This is a genomic window from Streptomyces sp. JJ36, from assembly GCF_021696945.1.
Taxonomy (GTDB): domain Bacteria; phylum Actinomycetota; class Actinomycetes; order Streptomycetales; family Streptomycetaceae; genus Streptomyces.
In genome coordinates this window covers 1-21,707 of record NZ_JACYHE010000049.1, presented here as the reverse complement: position 1 = coordinate 21,707, position 21,707 = coordinate 1, and the positions used below count along the sequence as shown (strand labels likewise).

19 protein-coding genes and 1 pseudogene are annotated in these 21,707 nt (G+C 74.5%); 13 read left to right on the top strand and 7 right to left on the bottom strand.

Features of this window, described 5'->3' with window-relative positions:
* The first annotated feature begins 49 nt into the window (after window positions 1–49).
* The 4 genes from HOY81_RS18255 (at window position 50) to HOY81_RS18240 (ending at window position 5,719) form a co-directional block, all read left to right on the top strand.
* On the top strand, window positions 50–661 hold the full coding sequence (locus HOY81_RS18255; protein ID WP_237321515.1) for a PadR family transcriptional regulator: 612 nt from the start codon (window positions 50–52) through the stop codon (window positions 659–661).
* Between the two features lie 163 nt (window positions 662–824).
* The gene (locus HOY81_RS18250; protein WP_237321514.1) at window positions 825–1,583 is read left to right on the top strand and encodes a MerR family transcriptional regulator; all 759 of its coding nucleotides are present in this window, start codon (window positions 825–827) and stop codon (window positions 1,581–1,583) included.
* Between the two features lie 290 nt (window positions 1,584–1,873).
* Window positions 1,874–3,535, top strand: a complete 1,662-nt coding sequence (locus HOY81_RS18245) for a threonine/serine exporter ThrE family protein (RefSeq protein ID WP_237321513.1) — start codon at window positions 1,874–1,876, stop codon at window positions 3,533–3,535.
* Window positions 3,536–3,919: 384 nt separating this feature from the next.
* Complete coding sequence (locus HOY81_RS18240; RefSeq protein WP_237321512.1) at window positions 3,920–5,719, top strand: SpoIIE family protein phosphatase; 1,800 nt, start codon at window positions 3,920–3,922, stop codon at window positions 5,717–5,719.
* A gap of 15 nt (window positions 5,720–5,734) precedes the next feature.
* Here HOY81_RS18240 and HOY81_RS18235 read toward each other — a convergent pair whose 3' ends face one another.
* Both HOY81_RS18235 and HOY81_RS18230 read right to left on the bottom strand, forming a co-directional pair.
* Complete coding sequence (locus tag HOY81_RS18235; RefSeq protein WP_237321511.1) at window positions 5,735–7,309, bottom strand: glycerol-3-phosphate dehydrogenase/oxidase; 1,575 nt, start codon at window positions 7,307–7,309, stop codon at window positions 5,735–5,737.
* Window positions 7,306–8,079, bottom strand: coding sequence for a TetR/AcrR family transcriptional regulator (locus HOY81_RS18230; RefSeq protein ID WP_237321510.1), 774 nt, complete (start codon window positions 8,077–8,079; stop codon window positions 7,306–7,308). The genes HOY81_RS18235 and HOY81_RS18230 overlap by 4 nt, the downstream gene beginning before the upstream one ends.
* Window positions 8,080–8,099: 20 nt before the next feature.
* On the opposite strand from HOY81_RS18230, the gene HOY81_RS18225 reads away from it, so the two are divergent.
* Window positions 8,100–9,722 carry an FAD-binding oxidoreductase gene (locus tag HOY81_RS18225; RefSeq protein WP_237321509.1) on the top strand — a complete coding sequence of 541 codons (1,623 nt, stop codon included), beginning with the start codon at window positions 8,100–8,102 and terminating at the stop codon, window positions 9,720–9,722.
* Window positions 9,722–10,651, top strand: a complete 930-nt coding sequence (locus tag HOY81_RS18220) for a diacylglycerol kinase (protein WP_237321508.1) — start codon at window positions 9,722–9,724, stop codon at window positions 10,649–10,651. Before HOY81_RS18225 ends, HOY81_RS18220 begins: the two co-directional genes overlap by 1 nt.
* 106 nt (window positions 10,652–10,757) lie before the next feature.
* On the opposite strand, the gene HOY81_RS18215 is transcribed toward HOY81_RS18220, so the two are convergent.
* On the bottom strand, window positions 10,758–11,249 hold the full coding sequence (locus HOY81_RS18215; protein ID WP_237321507.1) for an inorganic diphosphatase: 492 nt from the start codon (window positions 11,247–11,249) through the stop codon (window positions 10,758–10,760).
* A 163-nt stretch (window positions 11,250–11,412) separates the two neighbouring features.
* Here HOY81_RS18215 and dacB point away from each other — a divergent pair, with 163 nt between their 5' ends.
* The 7 genes from dacB to folE all read left to right on the top strand — a co-directional run bounded on the left by dacB (window position 11,413) and on the right by folE (window position 19,939).
* Complete coding sequence (gene dacB, locus HOY81_RS18210) at window positions 11,413–12,894, top strand: D-alanyl-D-alanine carboxypeptidase/D-alanyl-D-alanine-endopeptidase (protein WP_237321534.1); 1,482 nt, start codon at window positions 11,413–11,415, stop codon at window positions 12,892–12,894.
* Between the two features lie 155 nt (window positions 12,895–13,049).
* Complete coding sequence (locus HOY81_RS18205) at window positions 13,050–13,679, top strand: dihydrofolate reductase family protein (protein WP_237321506.1); 630 nt, start codon at window positions 13,050–13,052, stop codon at window positions 13,677–13,679.
* 155 nt (window positions 13,680–13,834) lie between these two features.
* Window positions 13,835–14,959 carry a zinc-dependent metalloprotease gene (locus HOY81_RS18200; protein WP_237321505.1) on the top strand — a complete coding sequence of 375 codons (1,125 nt, stop codon included), beginning with the start codon at window positions 13,835–13,837 and terminating at the stop codon, window positions 14,957–14,959.
* A gap of 348 nt (window positions 14,960–15,307) precedes the next feature.
* Window positions 15,308–16,390 (top strand): tRNA lysidine(34) synthetase TilS, encoded by a 1,083-nt coding sequence (tilS, locus tag HOY81_RS18195; protein ID WP_237321504.1) that lies wholly within the window; start codon window positions 15,308–15,310, stop codon window positions 16,388–16,390.
* Between the two features lie 82 nt (window positions 16,391–16,472).
* Window positions 16,473–17,012: a hypoxanthine phosphoribosyltransferase gene (hpt, locus tag HOY81_RS18190; protein ID WP_237321533.1), complete on the top strand. Its 540-nt coding sequence runs from the start codon at window positions 16,473–16,475 to the stop codon at window positions 17,010–17,012.
* A gap of 180 nt (window positions 17,013–17,192) precedes the next feature.
* Window positions 17,193–19,238, top strand: a complete 2,046-nt coding sequence (gene ftsH / locus HOY81_RS18185) for an ATP-dependent zinc metalloprotease FtsH (protein ID WP_237321503.1) — start codon at window positions 17,193–17,195, stop codon at window positions 19,236–19,238.
* Window positions 19,239–19,333: 95 nt separating this feature from the next.
* On the top strand, window positions 19,334–19,939 hold the full coding sequence (gene folE / locus HOY81_RS18180) for a GTP cyclohydrolase I FolE (RefSeq protein WP_237321502.1): 606 nt from the start codon (window positions 19,334–19,336) through the stop codon (window positions 19,937–19,939).
* A gap of 99 nt (window positions 19,940–20,038) precedes the next feature.
* Here folE and HOY81_RS18175 read toward each other — a convergent pair whose 3' ends face one another.
* The 4 genes and pseudogenes from HOY81_RS18175 to HOY81_RS18160 form a co-directional block, all read right to left on the bottom strand.
* A complete protein-coding gene (locus HOY81_RS18175) occupies window positions 20,039–20,689 on the bottom strand; it encodes an ATP/GTP-binding protein (protein WP_237321501.1) in 651 nt (216 codons plus the stop codon).
* Entirely contained in the window at window positions 20,670–21,044 is a 375-nt protein-coding gene (locus HOY81_RS18170; RefSeq protein WP_237321500.1) for a DUF742 domain-containing protein, read from the bottom strand. The genes HOY81_RS18175 and HOY81_RS18170 overlap by 20 nt, the downstream gene beginning before the upstream one ends.
* The gene (locus tag HOY81_RS18165) at window positions 21,041–21,502 is read right to left on the bottom strand and encodes a roadblock/LC7 domain-containing protein (RefSeq protein ID WP_237321499.1); all 462 of its coding nucleotides are present in this window, start codon (window positions 21,500–21,502) and stop codon (window positions 21,041–21,043) included. The genes HOY81_RS18170 and HOY81_RS18165 overlap by 4 nt, the downstream gene beginning before the upstream one ends.
* Window positions 21,499–21,707: pseudogene (locus HOY81_RS18160) on the bottom strand (hypothetical protein); the annotation flags it as partial. The gene HOY81_RS18165 and the pseudogene HOY81_RS18160, both read right to left, overlap by 4 nt.

Below are 21,707 nucleotides of genomic sequence, written 5' to 3'. Positions count from 1 at the left end.
TGCGGCCCCGGGCGCCGCCGCGCGTACCGGGACAGGGAGGCAGGACGGAATGTCGGCGATCCGGCTGCTGGTGCTGGGCGCGGTGCGCCAGCACGGCCGCGCACACGGCTACCAGGTGCGCAACGACCTGGAGTTCTGGGGCGCCCACGAGTGGTCGAACGCCAAGCCCGGATCGATCTACCACGCGCTGAAGCAGATGGCACGGCAGGGACTGCTCCGCGCCCACGACACCGCCCCGAGCACCGCGGGCGGCCCGCCGCGCACCGAGTACGAGCTGACCCCGTCCGGCGAGGCGGAGTACCTGCGGATGCTGCGGCACGCGCTCACCGCCGTGGACGAGAAGCCGGACATGCTCACCTCCGGCGTCGGCTTCCTCGTCGACCTGCCGCGGGAGGAGGCGCTCGCCCTGCTGCGCCGGCGGGTCGCCGCACTGGAGGAGTGGAGCGCGGAGGTCGCCCGGGAGTGGACGCCGGAGGGCGCGCCCGAGGAGTGGGGGCACATCGGCGAGATCATGAGGCTGTGGGTGCACACCGCGCGGAGCGGTGCGGAGTGGACCCGCGGGCTCATCGAGCGGCTGGAGGCCGGGGCGTACGTCATGGCGGGTGAGGGCGAGCGCAGCGTCGAGGTCCTGCCGCCGGGCGTGGAGAACCCGTACGCGTAGCCGCGTCCGGCGCCGCTCCTCCGGGCCCGGTCCGGCCTCCGCCCGCCCCGTGCCCGTGCCCGTCCACGTCCGTCCCGTCCCGCACGGACGCCGCGCCGCCGGGCTTGCACCTCACGTCGCGTGAGGCGGCAGCGTGGACCCGCAAGCGAGAGAAGGAGGCCGAATGGGCTACTCCGTCGGCCAGGTCGCGCGGGTGGCGGGCGTCACGGTGCGCACCCTGCACCACTACGACGAGATCGGGCTGCTGCGGCCGGGCGCGCGTACGCCGGCCGGGCACCGCCGCTACGACGATGCGGACCTGGACCGGCTGCAGCAGATCCTCTTCTACCGGGAACTGGGCTTCCCGCTGGAGGAGGTGGCCGAACTGCTCGACGACCCGGACGCGGACCCCGTCGAGCACCTGCGCCGGCAGCACACGCTGCTGACCGGACGCATCGACCGGCTGCGGGAGATGGCCGAGGCCGTCCAGCGAGCCATGGAGGCACGGAAGATGGGCATCAACCTCACGCCCGAGGAGAAGTTCGAGGTCTTCGGGGACTTCGACCCCGACGCGCACGCCGAGGAGGCGGAGGAGCGCTGGGGCGGCACCGACGCCTACCGGGAGTCGCAGCGCCGCGCCGCCTCCTACACCAAGGAGGACTGGCTGCGGATCAACGCCGAGGCCGACGACCTCAACCGCCGCTTCGTCGCGCTGATGGAGGCCGGCGCCGCGCCGGAGGGGGAGGAGGCGCGGGAGCTGGCCGAGGAGCACCGGCAGCACATCAGCCGGCACTTCTACGCCTGCTCGTACGAGATCCACACCGGGCTGGCCGAGATGTACGTCACCGACGAGCGGTTCACCCGGAACATCGACCAGGCGAAGGAGGGGTTGGCCGCGTACCTGCGGGAGGCCATCCTGGCGAACGCCGCCCACCGGGGCTGAACGGCCGAGTGGCCGAGCAGCTGAACGACCGGACCACCGAGTGGTCGAACGGCTGAGCGGCTGAACGGCCGCGGGTGAACGGGCGTACCCGGCGGACGACCGGGTACGCCCGTTCGGCGGATGGCCCCGGTGTGCTGCATGCTGTTCCGTGGCATCGCACACGCAGTGGAGATCCTGTGACGTAAGTCGCAGTTTCCCGGCAGGATTACGGGGAACGGCGGGCACGGGCTCCGGCGTTGTGCTACTCGCCAGCCAAGGGGGCTGTAGCGGAACGAAGGAGCAGGAGGACAGTGGCCGGCGAGTCCCACGGGCGCGGAGCATGGCACGCGAACGGATCCGACCCGGGTCCCGAGGAACACAAGCCTCAGTCCGACGAGGCGCACAGTGCCTTCACCCCGCCTCAGGGCGTTCCGCTGCCGCCTGCGCCGGAGGGCGACCACCCCAGCTCGGAGTTCAAGGTCCCCGAGGGCCTGGTCACGAGCCCGGCGTACGAGCCGGGCAAGCACTTCACGCCGCCCGAGGGCATCCCGGTCATCGGGCCGCTGTCCCGGAAGGGCCCGTGGCAGGACCGGATGCGCACCATGGTGCGGATGCCGCTCGCCGAGCGGCCTGCACCGGAGCGGCCGCAGCGGGACGAGAGCGGAGAGACCGAGGCGGGGCCCTCCGTGCCCCGCGTCCTCGACCTCACGCTCCGTATCGGCGAGCTGCTGCTGGCCGGGGGCGAGGGCGCCGAGGACGTCGAGGCCGCCATGTTCGGCGTGGCGCACGCCTTCGGGCTGGACCGCTGCGAGCCGACGGTCACCTTCACGCTGATCTCCATCACCCACCAGCCCTCGCTGGTGGACGACCCGGTCACGCTCAGCCGGACCGTGCGCCGCCGGGGCACCGACTACACCCGGCTGGCGGCGGTCTTCCGGCTGGTGACGGACATCACCCACGGCGAGGTGACGCTGGAGGAGTCCTACCGGCGGCTCGCCGAGATCCGCCGTAACCGGCACCCGTTCTCCAAGGGCGCGCTCACCCTCGCCAGCGGCCTGCTGGCGGGCTCGGCGTCGCTGCTGGTCGGCGGTGGCGGACTGGTGTTCGTGCTCGCCGCGCTGGGCGCCATGCTGGGCGACCGGCTGGCGTGGTTCTTCGCCGGGCGCGGGCTGCCGGAGTTCTACCAGTTCGTGGCCGCCGCGATGCCGCCGGCCGGGATCGGCGTGATCGTCGCGCTGGCGGACAGCGGGCCGATGGCCGGGCTGAGAGAGGGCGCCGTGATCACCGGTGGGCTCTTCGCGCTGATCCCGGGACGGGCACTGGTCGCCGCCGTGCACGACGGGCTCACCGGCTTCTACATCACCGCCTCGGCCCGCCTGCTGGAGGTCATCTACCTGATCGTCGGCATCGTCTGCGGCGTGCTGATCGTGCTGTACGTCGGCTCCGAACTGGGCGCCGCGCCCGACCCGGAGGCGCAGCCGCACCTCCAGCCGCCGGGGATCCAGCTCATGGCGGCGATGCTGCTGGCGCTCGCCTTCTGCGTGCTGCTCCAGCAGGAACGTCACACCGTGCTGCTGGCGACCCTGAACGGCGGGGTGGCCTGGACGGTCTACGCGGCCATGGACCATGTCGGCGGGATCGACCCGGTGGCGTCCACCTTCGCCGCCGCCGGGCTGGTCGGTCTCTTCGGACAGCTCGCCTCCCGCTACCAGTTCGCCTCGTCCCTGCCGTACATCACCGCGGCGATCGGTCCGCTGCTCCCGGGCAGCGCCACGTACTTCGGCCTGCTCAACATCGCCCAGGGCAACATGGACCCGGGCATGGCCCACATCGCCCGGGCGATCGCGCTGGCGCTGGCCATCGCCATCGGGGTCAACCTCGGTGGTGAGCTGGCCCGGCTCTTCATGAAGACGCCCGGCGCCGAGTCCCCGCTGCCCGGCCGGCGCGCGGCCAAGCGCACCCGCGGCTTCTAGCCGCCGCAGCCGCCACAGCCGTGGCCGTCCGGGTCCGTGCCGTGCGTGGGTCCGTGCCGCGTCAGCCGGTGCCGTGCGTGGGTCCGTGCCGCGCGCGGCGCAGGCCGTCGCCACCAGCCCCGCGGCCCGCGTCCTTGCCGGCTGCCCGCCGCACCGTCGCGGCGGGCTGTCCACCGGACGCCGGGCCGACTCGCGCGGCCCGCGCCGCACCGGGGAGCGCTCCCGTGCCGGGGTCGTCCCGACCGGTCGCAACCGGCTCCCGCACAACGGGTGATCGGAACGCCCCGGTCTGGCTAGCATGGCCGCCTCAGCAGGCGATCGTCCGGTTCCGGGGGCACACTTGTGGCAGCGAGGCGTCGAAGCACGCGACGGGAGGCCGGCACGGTGGACGGTGGCAGCCGCGCACGGCGCCTGACCACCCGGCTCGCCGCACAGGGCGCCGCCTCGCGGCGGGGCGTCGTCGCCCGGAGGATCCGTTTCCGGGACGGCGGCGAGGGCGGGAACGGCGACGCGTTCGGCACCCGCAGCCCGCTGGGCTGGCTCAACGCGGCGGGCACCCGGATCGGCACGACGCTGGACCTGGAGCGCACCGCGCAGGAACTGGCCGAGTTCGCGGTGCCGCGGCTGGCCGACGGCGCGGCCGTCGATCTGCTGGAGTCCGTGCTGCGCGGCGGCGAGGGCGAGCGCGGCAGGGGCGCGGACACCCCGGTCACCCGGGCGATGGCGGTGCACGCGATCGACCGGCTCACCGAGCTGGAGCCGTCGCCGGTCGGCGAGCTCGTGCAGCAGACCCAGCGGAACGAGACGCTGCTGACGGTCCAGTGCCTGCGCGGCCGGAAGCCGGTGCTGGTGAGCCGGATGCGCGACGAGGACTACGCACGCGTCGCCCCCACCCCCAGCGCCGCCGCGAAGATGCGGCAGAAGGGCGTGCACAGCTACATGGCGGTGCCGCTCGTCGCGCGCGGGGTGCTGCTGGGATCCGCCGACTTCGTGCGCGCCGGCAGCAGCCCGCCCTTCACCCCCACCGATGTCGCGCTGGCGGAGCAGCTCGCGTCCAAGGCGGCCGTCTCCATCGACAACGCCCGGCTGTACGGGCGCGAGCGCGAGCACGTGGTCTCGCTCCAGCGCAGCCTGCTGCCGCGGGCCACCCCCAACACGCCGGGCCTGCACGTGCGGGTCGACTACGCTCCCGCGTTCGACGCGCACGGCGTGGGCGGCGACTGGTACGACGTGGTGTCGCTGCCCAGCGGCCGTACGGCCCTGGTGGTCGGCGACGTGATGGGGCACGGCCTGCCCGCCGCCGCCACCATGGGCCGGCTGCGTACCGTGGCCCGCACCCTGATGACCCTGGACATCGCGCCGGAACGGGTGCTGGCCCGGCTGGACCTGGCCACCCGTGACCTGGAGGACGATCAGGTCGCCACCTGTCTGTGCGCGGTCTACGACCCCGCCGACGCCGGCTACACCCTGGCCAGCGCAGGCCATCCGCCGCCGCTGCTGGTGGACGTGGACGGCACCCCGGCGTACGTGGACGTGCCGGTCGGTGCGCCGCTGGGCACCGGCGTGATCCCGTACGACCCGCTGCGGCTGGAGGGGCCGGCCGGCAGCCGGCTGGTGCTCTACACCGACGGGCTGGTGAAGAACCGGGTGGACGACGTCGACGTGCAGTTGCGGCGGCTGCGCGAGACCACCGCCGGGCTCTCCGGGCGGCGGCTGGACGAGGGCGGGCTGCTCGCCGCGGTGCCCGGCGGGGCCGGCCGGTTCGACGAGGCGGTGCTGCTGATCGCCTCCGGGTGCAAGCCGTCGGCGGACGTGCAGCTGAGGGTCTGGGACCTGCCCGCGGGCGGCACCGCGGCGTCCACCGCCCGGCGGCTGGTGCGGGAGCAGCTCGGGCTGTGGGGCCTGGCCGAACTGGCCGACGTCACCGAGCTGGTGGTCAGCGAGCTGGTCGGGAACGCGCTGCGGTACGGCCAGGGCCCCGGCGAGCTGCGGATGCTGCGGAACGAGCGGCTGATGGTGGAGGTGTCGGACACCGGCCCCGATCTGCCGCAGATCCAGCACGCCGACGTGAGCGACGAGGGCGGCCGCGGGCTGCAGCTCGTCAACATGCTCTGCCGCCGCTGGGGGTCCTGCCGGACGCCGCGCGGCAAGGTGGTGTGGGCGGAGCAGAACATCCCGGAGTGACGGGCGCCGGCGGTGTCAGGGGGCGGTCAGGGCCGCGCGGGCTGCGGGCAGGGCGCGTTCGCGGTCGGCGGGGACCAGGCCGATCCGGGTGCGCCGCTCCAGCAGGTCCTGCTCGTCCAGGGCCCCCTCCATCCGGACCGCCCAGCGCAGTTCGGCGCCGGTGACCCCCTCCGGCAGCGCTCCGGCGTCCTCGGTGCCCCCGCCGTTCCCGCTGTGGCCGCTGTTCCCGTCGCTGTCGACGCCGGCCAGGGCGGCCACCGCCTCCGCCTCGGTGCCGTACCGGGCGACCAGGTGTGCCGGGGCGTGCAGCCGGGCCAGCGCGACGGGGGAGCCGGCGCCGACCAGTGGCAGCCGTGTGGTGCGGCACGGTCCGGCGGTCAGGCCCGAGCGGGCCAGCGCGGTGTCCACGGCGTCCTCGGCCATCCGCCGGTAGGTGGTCAGCTTGCCGCCCACCACCGTGACCACGCCGTCCGGGGAGGTGAGCACCGCGTGCCGGCGGGAGAGGTCGGCGCTGCGGCCCGGGCCGCCGTCCAGCAGCGGGCGCAGCCCCGCGTACGCGCCCAACACGTCGGAGCGGCGTACCCGGGTGGTCAGCACGCTGCCGAGCACGTCCAGCAGGAAGGTCACGTCCTCCTCGGGGACCCCCGGTACGTCCGGCACCGGCCCGTCCAGCGGCTCGTCGGTGAGGCCGACGTAGACGCGGCCGCCGTCCTGCGGCAGCACCAGCACGAAGCGGTTGGTCTCGCCCGGCACCGGCACGGTGAGGGCGCTGCGCAGTCCGCCGAAGAGCGCGCCGGGCAGCACCAGGTGCGAACCCCGGCTCGGGCGCAGCCGCACGTCCGGCACCAGCCGGTCCGCCCAGACGCCGGTGGCGTTCACCACCGCGCGGGCCCGCACCTGGAGCCGCTCCCCGGTCAGCCCGTCGCGCAGCACCGCGCCGCGCCCGTGCAGCTCCTCGGCCGCGCAGCGGGTGACGACGGCGGCGCCGTGGGCGGCGGCCGTACGCGCCAGGGCGATCACCAGCCGGGCGTCGTCCACGAGCTGCCCGTCGTAGGCGAGCTGGCCGCCGCGCAGGCCCTGGGCGCGCAGGGCGGGGGCCAGGTCGAGCACCCGTTCGCGGGAGACCCGGCGGGTGCGCGGCAGGGTGCCGCGGCGGGTGCCGGCGGCGACCCGCAGCGCGTCCCCGAGCAGGAAGCCGGTACGGGTCAGCGCGGCCTGCGGCAGGCTGACGCTCTCGTGCAGCGGCAGCAGCATGGGCAGCGCCCGCACCAGGTGCGGTGCCGTGCGGGCCAGCAGCAGATGCCGTTCGCGGGCGCTCTCGTAGGCGATGCCGAGCTGCCCCTTGGCCAGGTAGCGCAGGCCGCCGTGCACCAGCTTGGAGCTCCAGCGGCTGGTGCCGAAGGCCAGGTCGTGCCGCTCGGCGAGCAGCACCGACAGGCCGCGGGAGGCGGCGTCCAGGGCGACGCCGGTGCCGGTGATGCCGCCGCCGACGACCAGCAGGTCGACCTCGGGGCGGTCGCTGAGCCGGTCGAGGTCGCGGGCGCGGCGTGCGGCGTTCAGGGAGGAGGCGGGGGCGGGCGTGGTCGTCATGGGGTCGGCTCCTCGGCGGGCGGGGGCGGTCCGTCGGTGCCGCCGGGCCGCAGGTAGGCGTCGAGCAGGTGCCGCAGCTCCCCGGTGAGCCGGTCCAGCGGCAGCACGTCGTCCACCAGCCGCCAGGAGGTGGCGGCCGTCTGGACCAGCAGCATCACCATGCGGGCCAGCTCCTCCGGGGCCCCGGCGCGGATCGACCCGTCGGCCTGCCCGGCGGCGATCTCCGGCCGGAGCAGCTCCAGCGCGCCGCGCTGGCTGGAGCCGAGCCGCTGGAAGGTGTACGTGACCAGGGCCTCGGGCTCCGTCTCCAGGATCCGGGAGAGCAGCGGGTGGGAGCGCAGGGTGGGCAGCAGCCCGGCCGCGAGCCGGACCAGCCGCTCCCGGGTGCGGCCGGGCTGCGGGGGCCGGCCGGCCTCCTCGGCGGCGGTCAAGAGGACCGACCGCACCTCGCGGGTGAGCAGGTCGGCGACGAGGGTGTGGATGTCGCGCCAGCGGCGGTAGACGGTGGGGCGGCTCACCCCCGCGCGCCGGGCCACGTCGGTGAGGGTCAGGCGGCGCAGCCCGAAGGCGGCGATGCACTGGTGGGCGGCGTCCAGCAGGGCGTCGGCGACCGGGTCGCGCGGCGCCGGCTCGAAGGCCCCATCGGCGGTCGCGGCCTCCGTGACCGGCCCTGCGGAGGCGGCTCCCGGCGCGGCGGGACCCGGGGGAGCCGGCCCCGGCGAGGCGGAACCTGCGGAGGCGGCGTCCGACCCCTCGTTTCTGATTGACATCACATGTAAGACTGTAACGCATGACAAGACCCCGCCACCCCGTCGGCGAGATGTCCTGGTACGCCTGGGGCGACCCGGACCGCGCCACCGCACTGCCCGACTCCGTCCGCGGCCTGCTCGGCAGCGTGCTGGGCGTCACCCCGCACGACGTGCCCGCGCCCGCCGAGGAGGAGCTGCGGGTGCCGCCGGGCGCCCTGCCCGGGGCGGCCCGCGCCGCGCTCGCCGAGGTGGTCGGGGAGGCACACCTGGACACCTCCGACGCCGTCCGTGTCCGGCACACCGGCGGCAAGAGCACGCCCGACCTGCTGCGCCGCCGGGCCGGCGAGGTCTCCGCCGCCCCCGATGCGGTGCTGCGGCCCGCCGACCACGCGCAGGTGGAGGCGGTGCTCCGGGTCTGCGCCGAGCAGGAGGTGGCCGTGGTGCCGTTCGGCGGCGGCACCAGTGTGGTGGGCGGCGTCGAGCCGCTGCGCGGCCGCTTCGGCGCGCTGATCGCCCTCGACCTGCGCCGGCTGAACCGGCTGCTCCACGTGGACCCGGTCTCCCGTACGGCCGCCCTCCAGGCCGGCCTGCGCACCCCGGAGGCCGAGGAACTGCTCGCCGCGCACGGCTTCACCCTCGGCCACCAGCCGCAGAGCTACGAGTACGCCACCCTCGGCGGCTACGCCGCCACCCGCTCCGCCGGGCAGTCCTCCGCCGGGCGCGGCCGCTTCGACGCCATGGTGCTCTCGCTGCGCGCCGCCACACCCCGCGGCACCCTCGACCTCGGCCGGGCCCCCGGCTCCGCCGCCGGCCCCGACCTGCGGCAGCTGCTGCTCGGCTCGGAGGGCCTGTTCGGCGTGGTCACCGAGGTCACCGTCCGGGTGGTGCCGGTCCCCGAGGTGCAGCGCGACGAGGCCTGGTCCTTCCCCGACTTCGCCACCGGCGCCGCCGCGCTGCGGCGGCTGGCCCAGGACGGCGCCGGGCTCCCCACCGTCGTACGGCTCTCCGACGAGGCCGAGACCTTCGTCAACGCCGCCCTCTCCGGGGCGCAGGAGGCGCCCACCGCGACCGGGGGCTGCCTCGCCGTCGTCTCCCACGAGGGCACCGCCGAGCAGGTCGCCGCCCGCCACGCGGAGACCGCCCGGCTGCTCACCGCGGCCGGTGGCAGCCGCCTCGGCGAGGAGCCCGTCGCCCACTGGCGGCACAGCCGGTACACGGCCCCGTACCTGCGGGACGCACTGCTCGCCGCGGGGGTGCTCGCCGAGACGCTGGAGACCGCCACCACCTGGTCCCGGCTGGAGGAGCTGCGGGCCGAGGTGACCGGGGCGCTCACCGGAGCCCTCGCCACGGAGGCCGGGCCGCCCGTGGTGACCTGCCACATCTCCCACCTCTACCCGGAGGGCGCCTCGCTCTACTTCACCGTCGTCGCCGCCGGCGGCGACGACCCGCTCGCCCGCTGGACCGCCGCCAAGCGGGCCGCGGGCGACGCCGTCGCCGCGCACGGCGGTACCGTCTCCCACCACCACGCGGTCGGTGCCGATCACCGGCCCTGGATGACCGAGGAGGTCGGCGAGGTGGGGGTGGAGATGCTGCGCGCCGTCAAGCAGGCGCTGGACCCGGTGGGCGTGCTCAACCCGGGCAAGCTGATCCCGGACGGTGCCTGATGCCCCCCGCGCGCCCCGCTCCCGGACCGGGCAGACGCATAGCCCTGCTGGTGAACCCCGTCGCCGGGCGCAGCCGCGGCACCGGCCTCGCCGAGGCGACGGCTCGGCGGCTGCGCGACCGCGGCGCCGAGGTACGGCTGCTGGCGGCGCCCGACGCCGGCGCCGCGGCCGCCCGGGCCCGGGAGTGCGTCGCCGCGGGGCGCACCGAGGTGCTCGCCGTCGTCGGCGGCGACGGCATGGTGCACCTGGCGCTCCAGGCGCTGGCCGGCACCGGGACCGCGCTCGGGGTGATCCCGGCCGGCACCGGCAACGACTTCGCCCGCGCGCTCGGCATACCCCGCCGCGACCCGGTCGCCGCGGCCGACCTGCTGCTGGACGGGGCGGTGCGGACGCTCGACCTCGGCCGGGTCGACGGGGCCCCGGGGCCGGCCGGCTCCGGCCGGTGGTTCGGCACCGTGCTGACCAGCGGATTCGACACCCTGGTCAGCGAGCGGGCGAACCGTATGCGGTGGCCCCGCGGCCGCATGCGCTACAACCTGGCGATCCTCGCCGAGCTGGGGCTGCTCCGCCCGCTCCCCTTCACCCTCGACGTGGACGGCGTCCGGCACGAGCTGGAGGCCGCCCTGATCGCCGTCGGCAACACCGCCTCGTACGGCGGCGGCATGCGCATCTGCCCCGGCGCCGCGGCCGACGACGGGCTGCTCGGCATCACGGTGGTGCCCGGGGTGGGACGGGCGGAGCTGCTGCGGGTCTTCCCGCGGGTGTACCGGGGGACGCATGTCGAGCACCCCCGGGTGCAGACGTACGAGGCCCGGCGGGTACGGCTGCACACGCCGTCGATGCGCGCCTTCGCCGACGGCGAGCGCGTGGGTCCGCTGCCCCTCGCCGCCGAGGCCGTCCCCGGCGCCCTGCACGTCGTCACGCCCTGACGCACCACGCGCCCGGTGCGGCGTGCCGCACCGGGCGCGGGAGCGTCACGGGCGCTCCGGCCGCGCTGCGGTCTCCGGGGCGGCCCCAGGCCGCCCCGGGGAGACCTCAGTGGCCGCCCTGCGCCTCCAGGCGCTTGATGGACGCCTCGACCTCGGCCTCGGCGTCGGCACGCCCGGCCCAGTTGGCACCCTCGACGGACTTCCCCGGCTCCAGGTCCTTGTAGACCTCGAAGAAGTGCTGGATCTCCAGCCGGTCGAACTCGCTCACATGGTGGATGTCCCGCAGGTGCTCCATCCGGGGGTCGGACGCCGGCACGCAGAGCAGCTTGTCGTCGCCGCCCGCCTCGTCGGTCATCCGGAACATGCCGATGGCGCGGCACTTGATGATGCAGCCGGGGAACGTCGGCTCCTCGAGCAGCACCAGCGCGTCCAGCGGGTCGCCGTCCTCGCCCAGGGTGTGGTCGACGAAGCCGTAGTCGGCGGGATACACGGTCGAGGTGAAGAGGTGACGGTCCAGCCGGATGCGGCCGGTCTCGTGATCCACCTCGTACTTGTTCCGCGACCCCTTCGGGATCTCGATGACGACGTCGAACTCCAAGGGAGGCTCCTCCGTGATCAACACATGTTCTGGTGATTAAGTGTCCCCCACGCACGTGTGTGCTCGCGAAAGGGGCTGGTCCGAGGTGCGTGACACCGCGATCCGGGCGTTCGTCGAGACCGTGGCGCGCCTCCTGCGCCGCGCCGTACTCGGCTCCGTACGGGTGGTCCGGCGGCGCTGGCGGACCACTCCGCCGCAGCGGCGGCGGACGTGGCGGGTGGCGGCGGGTGCCACCGCCGGGGGACTGGCGGTCGCGTGCACGGCGGTGGCCGTGGCGGGACCGTGGGACTCGGGCCAGCGTACGGCCGAACGCGCCCGCGCCGCCGCCGAGGGGGACGCAAGTGGCCAGGACCACACCCCGGCCGCCCCCGGGGAGCCCGCGCCCGCGCCCAGCGCCCCGGAGGTGCTCTCCGCGCTCGGGGCCGCCGCGGAGCCGGGTGGCGCGTCCGGGGACCCCGGCACCTCCGCGGACAACGCTCCGCCGCCCCCCACCCCCTCCGCGCTGGCCGACGCGCTCGGGCCGCTGCTGAAGGACCCCGCGCTGGGACGGGTGCGGGCCGCCGCCGTGGTCGACGCGGTCACCGGCCGGGAGCTCTTCGCCTCCTCCGCGGACCGGCCGGTCACCCCGGCCTCCACGGTGAAGCTGGCCACCGCCGTGGCCGTGCTCGACGCCCGCGGCCCGTCCCACCGGATCGCCACCCGGGTGGTGCGAGAGCCCGGCCGGGACGGGCGTGTGGTGCTGGTCGGCGGCGGCGATCCCACCGTGACCGAGGAGCAGCTCGACGCGCTGGCCGCCCGGACCGCCCGCGCGCTGCGCGCGGAGGGGGCCGGCGGGACGGTGCGGCTGGGCTACGACGCCTCGCTCTACCGCGGCCCCGTCCAGCACACCATCGGGCCGAACAACAACCTCGCCCCCGTCAGCCCGCTGATGGTCGAGGAGGCGCGGCTGGACGGCAGCCGGCACGGGCCCGCGCCGCGGGCCGCCGACCCGGCCGCCGAGGCCGCCCGGGAGTTCGCGCAGCGGCTCGGGAGGCACGGCGTACGGACGGACGGCCGGCCCCGCGAGGTCACCGCCTCCGAGGAGGCGGAGAAGCTGGCCGTGCACCGCTCCGCGCCGCTCTCCGCGCTGGTCGAGCGGATGCTCACGCACAGCGACAACGACCTGGCGGAGGCCCTGGCCCGGCAGACCGCGCTGGCCGAGGGGGAGCCCGCGAGCTTCGCGGGCGCCGGCGAGGCCGTACGGCACCGGCTGCGGGAGCTGGGCCTTCCGGTGCAGGGGGCGCGTTTCGCCGACGGCAGCGGGCTGAGCCGGGCGGACAAGGTCACCGCCCGGCTGCTGCCCCGGCTGCTCGGCGTCGCCGCGGACCCGGAGCACCCGGAGCTGCGGGCGACCGTCACCGGCCTGCCGGTCGCCGGATTCACCGGCACGCTCGGCGGCCGCTACGACGGGGCGGGCGGCGCGGGCCTGGTCCGGGCGAAGACGGGCACGCTGACCGGGGTGAACGCGTTGGCGGGCACCGTGGTGGACGCGGACGGGCGGATGCTGGCCTTCGCCTTCCTCACCACCGGCACCACCGACCGGTACGGCGCCCAGGCCGCCCTGGACCGGTTCGCCTCCGCCCTCGCGAACTGCGGCTGCCGCTGAGCCGGGCCGGTGCCCGGCGCGCGCGGTGCGGCGCCCGGCCCGGCCGGTTTGTGAGACGGGTCACAGCCCGGGGCGACGCGGGACCGATGATTCTCGGGGGGTCCGGCAGTCGGTACGGTCGCACACTCACCTGAGCGAGCAGAGGAGCCGGTCCCGTGCGCATCGTCATCATCGAGTTCATGAGCCTGGACGGCGTCGTGCAGGCGCCGGGCGGCCCCGGCGAGGACACCGACGGCGGATTCGCCCACGGCGGCTGGACGCAGCCCTTCTTCGACCCGGAGGTGCTGGGCGGCGCCTTCGACGAGACCCTGCAGGGGGCCGAGGGGCTGCTCTACGGGCGCCGCACCTGGCAGACCATGGCGGCCGCGTGGCCGGAGCGCGCGGGTGACCCGTTCGCCGACCGGATGAACTCCCTCCGCAAGTACGTCGTCACGGACACCCTCACCGACGCCGACCTGACCTGGGAGAACTCCACCCGCCTCCCCGGCGGCGAGGCCGTCGCCCGGATCCGGGAGCTGCGGGCGGCCGGTGACGGGGACCTGGTCGTCATGGGCAGCTCCGAGCTGGCGCGCACCCTGCTGCGGGAGGGGCTGGTCGACGAGCTGCGGCTGATGATCATGCCGGTGCTGCTCGGCGGCGGGAAGAAGGTGTTCCCGGAGGACGGGGAGCTGCGCACGCTGGAGCTGGTCTCCACGGTCACCAGCGGCACGGGGGTGCAGGTGTGCGTCTTCCGGCCGGCCGGCGGAGAGACCGGGGAGTCCACCGGCGGGTCCGCCGACCGGTAGCCGGGCCCGAGGGCTCCCGCGGGCACGACGAGCCGCCACGTGCCCGCCCACCCGGAGAACCGGCCGGCGCCCGGCTGCGGGCACCGGACTCCCCGGAACGGGTCTGTCTCGTCGCTCACCCGGCCCGGCGCGCCGCGGGGACGTACCGTGAAGTCATGACGAGCCTCGGTGGTGTGGAGATGGTCGACTGGAATCTCGCGGTCTCGACCGCGACCCGGCTGGTGCGGCCGGGGCCCGAGATCAGCCGGGACGAGGCCCGCGAGGTGGTCGCCGAGCTGCGGCGGCACGCGGAGGCGTCCGAGGAGCACGTGCGCGGCTTCACCCGGTTGCGGCCGGCGCGCGCCGAGGACACCCCGGTGCTCGTGGTGGACCGGCCGGGCTGGGTCCGGGCCAACGTGGCCGGCTTCCGCGAGCTGCTGTCCCCCCTGCTCGGCAAGATGCAGGAGCGCCGCGCCGGGATGCCCGGCGGGGCCGTGCTGGGCGCCGTGGGGGGCAAGGTCACCGGCGTCGAGGTGGGCATGCTGCTGTCCTTCCTGGCCTCCCGGGTGCTGGGCCAGTACGAGACCTTCGCCCCGGCGACGCGGGAGCTGCCGGCCGCCCCGGACGGCGGCGGCCGGCTGCTGCTGGTCGCACCGAACGTCGTACACGTCGAGCGGGAGCTGGACGTCGCGCCGCACGACTTCCGGCTCTGGGTGTGCCTGCACGAGGAGACGCACCGGACGCAGTTCACCGCCGTGCCGTGGCTGCGGGACCATCTGCGCGGCGAGATCCAGGCCTTCCTGAGCGAGACGGACGTGGACCCCTCCACGCTGCTGGAGCGGCTGCGCGAGGTCGCCCAGTCGCTGACCGGGGCCCGGCCGCAGGGCGAGGAGGGCGAGCGGACCGAGCACAGCATCGTGGAGCTGGTGCAGACGCCCGCCCAGCGGGAGATCCTGCAGCGGCTCACGGCCGTGATGTCCCTGCTGGAGGGGCACGCCGACTATGTGATGGACGGCGTCGGGCCGAACGTGGTGCCGACGGTGGTGGAGATCCGGGAGAAGTTCCAGAAGCGCCGGGCCAGCGGCGCCGGGCGGCTGGACCAGGCGCTGCGGAAGCTGCTCGGGCTGGACGCGAAGCTGCGGCAGTACCGGGACGGCGAGCGGTTCGTACGGACCGTGGTGGACGAGGTGGGGATGGAGGGGTTCAACAAGGTGTGGACTTCGCCGAACACCCTGCCCACCAAGGCGGAGATCGCCGAGCCGGCCGGGTGGATCGCCCGGGTGCACCGCAGGACGGACTGAGCGGGGGCGCCTGGGGCGGACGGGGCCCGTAGGGCCAGCCGAGGCGGACGAGACCGGACGAGCGGATGAGCCGGCCGAGGCGGACGAGACCGGACGAGGCGGATGAGACGGCCGAGGCGGATGAGACGGCCGAGGCGGATGAGGCGGCCGCGTGGACGGGGTGCCGGGAGGGGGCCGCAAACGCACGGGACTCCCGCACGGATTGCTGCACAGAACGGACGTCTCAATCACCCGTCCGAGGGACCGTGAGCGACGGGTCCGCGTGCGATGCTCGGGGAACACAACTCGGCTCTGTCACCATCGACACACTCAGCGTGACCAGACTCTCCTCGAGGAAGTGAATCGGACATGGGTCCCCATCCCGCGGTCGCCGCGATACGCCTGGCGGTCCGCCGCACTCTGCACGACGTCCTCTCCGCCCTGCCCGACGCCCTGCCCGACGGAGCGCCGCGGGCCGCCGACGGTCCGGGCGACGACCCCGCCGCCGACCGCCGCCCCGCCGCCCCTGCCGGCCCCCTCGTTCTGGTCGCCTGCTCCGGCGGCGCCGACTCGATGGCCCTGGCCTCCGCCCTCGCCTTCGAGGCCCCCCGGCTGGGCGTCCGCGCCGGCGCCGTCACGGTCGACCACGGGCTCCAGCCCGGCTCCGCCGACCGCGCCGCCGAGGTCGTCGACCGTCTCCAGGACCTCCGCCTGGACCCGGTCGAGTGCGTGACCGTGCACGTCGGGCGGTCCGGCGGTCCGGAGGCCGCCGCCCGCGACGCCCGCTACGCCGCCCTGGACGCCGTCGCCGAGCGCCACGGCGCCGGCGCCGTGCTGCTCGGGCACACCCGGGACGACCAGGCCGAGACGGTGCTGCTGGGCCTGGCCCGGGGCTCCGGCACCCGCTCGCTGTCCGGCATGGCCGCGGTCTCCGGCCCGCACGGCCGCTACCGCCGCCCCTTCCTCACCCTGGACCGGCAGACCACCCGCAAGGCCTGCATGGTCCAGTCGCTGCCCGTCTGGGACGACCCGCACAACGCCGACCCGGCCTTCACCCGCTCCCGGGTCCGGCACGAGGCGCTGCCGATGCTGGAGAAGGCGCTCGGCAAGGGGGTCGTCGAGGCCCTCGCCCGCACCGCGCGGCTCTCCCGGGACGACGCGGACGCGCTGGACGCCTGGACCGACGAGGCCGAGCGCTCCGTGCGCACCGACCGGGGCGCGCCCGGCGAGCTGGACGTCGCCCGGCTGTACGCGCTGCCCGCGGCCGTGCGGCGCCGGGTGCTGCGGCGGGCCGCCGTGGCCGCCGGCGCCCCCGCCGGGGCGCTCTTCGCCCGCCACGTGGAGGAGGTCGACCGGCTGATCACCGCCTGGCGCGGCCAGCGGGCCATCAACCTGCCCGGGCGGGTCGAGGCCCGCCGGCAGGGTGGCAGACTGGTCATCCGGCAGAGCTGAGCCGGCGCCGGCGCGCGTGCGACGGCGGCGAGGCGGCCGGCACCGACATCGAGCGAGAGCGGCACGGGTGGACGAGAAAGACATGGGCGACGACCTGCAGTCGGTGCTCATCACCAAGGAAGAGATCGACGCGAAGCTGGCCGAGCTTGCCGAGGCCATCGACGAGCGGTACGCGGGCCGGGACCTGCTGCTGGTCGGGGTGCTCAAGGGTGCGGTCATGGTCATGGCGGACCTGGCCCGTGCGCTGTCCACGCCGGCCACCATGGACTGGATGGCCGTTTCCTCCTACGGCGCGGGCACCCAGTCCTCCGGCGTGGTCCGCATCCTGAAGGACCTGGACACGGACATCCAGGACAAGCACGTGCTGATCGTCGAGGACATCATCGACTCCGGGCTCACGCTGTCCTGGCTGCTGTCCAACCTCGGCTCCCGGGGGCCGGCCTCGCTGGAGGTCTGCACGCTGCTGCGCAAGCCGGACGCCGCCAAGGTCGCCATCGACGTGCGGTGGGTCGGCTTCGACATCCCGAACGAGTTCGTGGTCGGTTACGGTCTGGACTATGCGGAGAAGTACCGCAACCTGCCCTTCGTGGGCACGCTCGCTCCGCATGTCTACGGCGGCTGAGCCGCAGGCACCACTCGGACGGACCGGGAACGGATCCGCCGCTCCCCGCGTTGAGGGTGGGAGAGCGGACGGTTGACCGTCCTCGGCCGCGCCGGGTGACAATGCTGAGGTACCGTCCGAAGGTAAGCCTTTTTCAACTCACTGTGGCAGGAGGGACGGGGCGCGAACCGCTCCGTGTGGATGGACGTGAAGAGATACTTCCGCGGGCCGGTCATGTGGATCGTGCTGGCCGTCCTCGCCGTGGTCGTGTTGATGCAGGTCGTCGGGTCGTCCGGCGGCTACAAGACGGTGGACACCGCGCAGGTCGTCCAGGCGATCAACGATGACAGGGTGAAGTCGGCCGAGCTCACGACCGGCGACGAGCAGATCGTCAAGCTGGAGCTCAAGGACGGCGAGAAGGTCGAGGGCAGCGACAAGATCAAGGCGAGCTACATCGACGACCAGGGCGTCGACCTCGCCAAGCAGCTCCAGGCCGAATACCAGAGCAAGGACGTCCCGGACGGCTACACCATCGCGCCGTCCGAGCAGAACCCGTTCGTCGGCATGCTGCTGTCGCTGCTGCCGTTCGTACTGATCATCATCGTCTTCCTGTTCCTGATGAATCAGATGCAGGGCGGCGGCTCCCGGGTGATGAACTTCGGCAAGTCCAAGGCGAAGCTCATCACCAAGGACACGCCGAAGACGACCTTCACCGACGTCGCGGGGGCCGACGAGGCCTGCGAGGAGCTCCAGGAGATCAAGGAGTTCCTCCAGGAACCGGCGAAGTTCCAGGCGGTCGGCGCCAAGATCCCGAAGGGCGTGCTGCTCTACGGTCCGCCCGGCACCGGCAAGACGCTGCTGGCGCGTGCCGTGGCCGGCGAGGCCGGGGTGCCGTTCTACTCGATCTCCGGCTCCGACTTCGTGGAGATGTTCGTCGGAGTCGGCGCCTCCCGGGTGCGGGACCTGTTCGAGCAGGCCAAGCAGAACGCCCCGGCGATCGTCTTCGTCGACGAGATCGACGCCGTGGGCCGCCACCGCGGTGCCGGCATGGGCGGCGGTCACGACGAGCGCGAGCAGACGCTGAACCAGCTCCTCGTCGAGATGGACGGCTTCGACGTCAAGGGCGGCGTCATCCTGATCGCCGCCACCAACCGCCCGGACATCCTCGACCCGGCGCTGCTCCGCCCGGGCCGCTTCGACCGGCAGGTCGCGGTGGACCGGCCGGACATGCAGGGCCGGCTGGAGATCCTCAAGGTGCACCAGAAGGGCAAGCCGGTCGCCCCGGACGTCGACCTCGGCGCCGTGGCCCGCCGCACGCCCGGCTTCACCGGCGCGGATCTGAGCAACGTCCTCAACGAGGCCGCGCTGCTCACCGCCCGGAGCGACAGCAAGCTCATCGACAACAAGTTCCTGGACGAGGCGATCGACCGGGTCGTGGCCGGGCCGCAGAAGCGGACCCGGATCATGAGCGACAAGGAGAAGAAGATCACCGCGTACCACGAGGGCGGACACGCCCTGGTCGCGGCGGCCTCACCCAACTCCGATCCGGTGCACAAGATCACCATCCTCTCCAGAGGCCGTGCCCTGGGCTACACCATGGTCCTGCCGGACGAGGACAAGTACTCCACCACGCGCAACGAGATGCTGGACCAGCTCGCGTACATGCTGGGCGGCCGCGCGGCCGAGGAGCTCGTCTTCCACGACCCGACCACGGGCGCGGCCAACGACATCGAGAAGGCGACGGCGACCGCCCGCGCGATGGTCACGCAGTACGGCATGACCGAGCGGCTGGGCGCGATCAAGTTCGGCTCCGACAACTCCGAGCCCTTCCTGGGCAAGGAGATGGCCCACCAGCGCGACTACTCCGAGGAGGTCGCCGGGCTGGTGGACGAGGAGGTCAAGAAGCTGATCGAGGCGGCGCACAACGAGGCCTGGGAGATCCTGGTCGAGAACCGGGACGTGCTGGACAACCTCGTGCTGGCGCTGCTGGAGAAGGAGACCCTCGGCAAGGAGGAGATCGCCGAGATCTTCCGCCCGGTGGTCAAGCGTCCGCCCCGCCCGGCGTGGACCGGCTCCACGCGTCGTACGCCGTCGACCCGGCCCCCGGTCTCGGTGCCGGCCGCGGTCTCGGCTAACGGCTCCCCGCCGTCCATCGAGAAGGGCAAGGAGATCGGTCCCTCGGACTCGGTCACCCGGCCCGCCGAGCGTACGGAGGAACCGCATCCGGACCCGCGTCCGGAGAGCTGACCCGCGCTCCGGCCCGGTGCCGGAATGCCTGCCGCGCCCCTCGGGTTCTACCCTGAGGGGCGCGGCTTTGCGCAGGTAGGAGAAACGAGGCACACATGACCGATCCGGTGACGCTGGACGGCGAGGGCTCCATAGGCACCTTCGACGAGAAGCGCGCTCAGGACGCCATCCGCGAGCTGCTGATCGCCGTCGGCGAGGACCCGGACCGCGAGGGCCTGCGGGACACGCCGGCCCGGGTCGCACGCGCCTACCGGGAGATCTTCGCGGGTCTCTGGCAGCACCCGGAGGACGTGCTGACCACCACCTTCGACCTCGGTCACGACGAGATGGTGCTGGTCAAGGACATCGAGGTGCTCAGCTCCTGCGAGCACCACCTGGTCCCCTTCGTGGGCTTCGCCCACATCGGCTACATCCCGTCCTCCACCGGGAAGATCACCGGGCTCTCCAAGCTGGCCCGGCTGGTCGACGTCTTCGCCCGGCGGCCGCAGGTGCAGGAGCGGCTCACCACGCAGATCGCCGACTCGCTGATGAAGATCCTGGAGCCGCGCGGGGTGATCGTGGTCATCGAGTGCGAGCACATGTGCATGACGATGCGCGGGGTCCGGAAGCCCGGAGCCAAGACCCTCACCTCGGCGGTGCGGGGGCAGCTCCGGGACTCCGCGACCCGCTCGGAGGCGATGAGCCTGATCATGGCCCGCTGAGCCGGGGCCGGAGCCGCGAGCCCCGGGCCGCGGGCCGCGGGCCCGCCGAGTGCACCGGGCCGGGGATGTTTGCGCGCTGCGACGGCCCCGGCGGCCCGCTCACTGTGGCTGCGGCTCGGCCCGGAGCGCCGCGCGCTCCGCCTGGGCGGCGGCCAGCCCGTACACGTGGTCGACGAGTGCGACCAGCACGTCCCGGCTGGACTCGCGGGACCGGGCGTCGCAGTCGATCAGCGGTACCTCGTCGTCCAGGTCCAGCGCCGCACGGATCTCCTCGCGGGTGTGGCGTGGCCCGCCGAAGTCGTTGCGGGCCACCACGAACGGCGTGCCGTGCTGCTCCAGCCGGTCGATGGCGTACCAGGAGTCCTCCAGGCGCCGGGTGTCCACCAGGACCACGGCTCCGAGCGTGCCCGCGAAGAGCCGGTCCCAGAGGAACCAGAAGCGCTCCTGCCCCGGCGCACCGAAGAGATAGAGCACGGTGCGGTGGTCGATGCCGATCCGGCCGAAGTCGAAGGCGATCGTGGTGGTGGTCTTCTCCCGGACGGCGCTCGGGTCGTCGATGCCCTCGCCCGCCTGGGTCATGGTCTCCTCGGTGTTCAGCGGACGGATCTCGCTCACCGCGCGGACCATGGTGGTCTTGCCGACGCCGAAGCCGCCCACGATCACGATCTTGAGTCCGTTGGCGGCGGAGTCGTGCAACGGCGGCCGCTCCGCGGGAGCGCCGGCGCCGTCCTCAGAGATTGCGGAGTCCAACGAGCACCTGCTTCAGGATGTCGGGGTCGGGAAGTCGGTCCGCCGCCGCGGCGGTCTGCGGGTGGCGGGCGGTGATCCGGCCGGCGGCGAGCAGATCGCCCAGCAGGATACGGACGACGGAGACCGGCAGCCGCAGATCGGCCGCGAGCTCCACCACCGCGGTGGGGGTGCGGCAGATCCGGAGGATCTCCACGTGCTCGGACTGCATGCCCGGCGCCGGATCGCACTCGGCCACCACCAGGGTCACCAGGTCGAACGCCTGCGCGTCGGCGGCCGCGGAGCGGCTGCGGCCGCCGGTGACGGTGTAGAGCCGGTCCGGGTCCTCGTCACGCGGCGACCACCTCGGCGGGGTCATGTCGTGCCGTCTCCCGCGCCGGGACCGGCGGCGGCACCGGCCGGGGCCTCGGCGCCGCCCACGGAGCCGCCGCGGGGCGGCGCGCTGAAGTGGTCGCCGAGCTGCTCGATCAGCTCGTTCACGTTGTGGCCCACCAGGCCGACGTCCGCGTCCTCGGACGCCACCACGGCCAGATGCGCGCCCTCGCCCGCCTCGACGACGAAGAGCACGCCGCCGTAGAACTCCGTCATCGCCTGCCGGACGCCGCCGGTGCCGTCCCCGAACTCGACCGAGGCCCCCTGGGAGAGGCTCTGGATGCCCGCGGCTATCGCGGCGAGCTGGTCGGCCTGGTCCACCGTCAACTCGGGGGTCCGGCAGAGTTTCAGGCCGTCCCGGGAGAGGACGAGGGCGTGCCGCGCCCCCGGGGTCTTCGCGAGCAGGTTCTCCAGCAGCCAGTCGAGCGTGCTGTCGGTGATCATTCGGTGTCGTCCTTCGGGCGCGAAGAGGAGAGGGAGGGGGTGTCCACGGGCGGTTCCGCGGAGGTGTCGCCGGGCGGTGCCGCGCGCTCCTCGCCACGTACCGCGCGGCGGAACGTGCCGAAGCGGGAGGCCGACTCGGCGGCGGACCGGGCCCGCGGCGCGGCCGGCGGCGGCGCGGCGGCCCGCCGCGCGGCGGCGAGGGTCT

Excerpts from the sequence above, each read along its gene's own strand:
- HOY81_RS18255 (WP_237321515.1), top strand. The coding sequence starts at position 50 with ATGTCGGCGATCCGGCTGCTGGTGCTGGGCGCGGTGCGCCAGCACGGC.
- HOY81_RS18250 (WP_237321514.1), top strand. The coding sequence starts at position 825 with ATGGGCTACTCCGTCGGCCAGGTCGCGCGGGTGGCGGGCGTCACGGTG.
- HOY81_RS18235 (WP_237321511.1), bottom strand. The coding sequence starts at position 7,309 with ATGACGACCACGCCCGCCCCCGCCTCCTCCCTGAACGCCGCACGCCGC.
- HOY81_RS18230 (WP_237321510.1), bottom strand. The coding sequence starts at position 8,079 with ATGTCAATCAGAAACGAGGGGTCGGACGCCGCCTCCGCAGGTTCCGCC.
- HOY81_RS18225 (WP_237321509.1), top strand. The coding sequence starts at position 8,100 with ATGACAAGACCCCGCCACCCCGTCGGCGAGATGTCCTGGTACGCCTGG.
- HOY81_RS18220 (WP_237321508.1), top strand. The coding sequence starts at position 9,722 with ATGCCCCCCGCGCGCCCCGCTCCCGGACCGGGCAGACGCATAGCCCTG.
- HOY81_RS18200 (WP_237321505.1), top strand. The coding sequence starts at position 13,835 with ATGACGAGCCTCGGTGGTGTGGAGATGGTCGACTGGAATCTCGCGGTC.
- tilS (WP_237321504.1), top strand. The coding sequence starts at position 15,308 with ATGGGTCCCCATCCCGCGGTCGCCGCGATACGCCTGGCGGTCCGCCGC.
- hpt (WP_237321533.1), top strand. The coding sequence starts at position 16,473 with ATGGGCGACGACCTGCAGTCGGTGCTCATCACCAAGGAAGAGATCGAC.
- ftsH (WP_237321503.1), top strand. The coding sequence starts at position 17,193 with ATGGACGTGAAGAGATACTTCCGCGGGCCGGTCATGTGGATCGTGCTG.
- folE (WP_237321502.1), top strand. The coding sequence starts at position 19,334 with ATGACCGATCCGGTGACGCTGGACGGCGAGGGCTCCATAGGCACCTTC.
- HOY81_RS18170 (WP_237321500.1), bottom strand. The coding sequence starts at position 21,044 with ATGACCCCGCCGAGGTGGTCGCCGCGTGACGAGGACCCGGACCGGCTC.
- HOY81_RS18165 (WP_237321499.1), bottom strand. The coding sequence starts at position 21,502 with ATGATCACCGACAGCACGCTCGACTGGCTGCTGGAGAACCTGCTCGCG.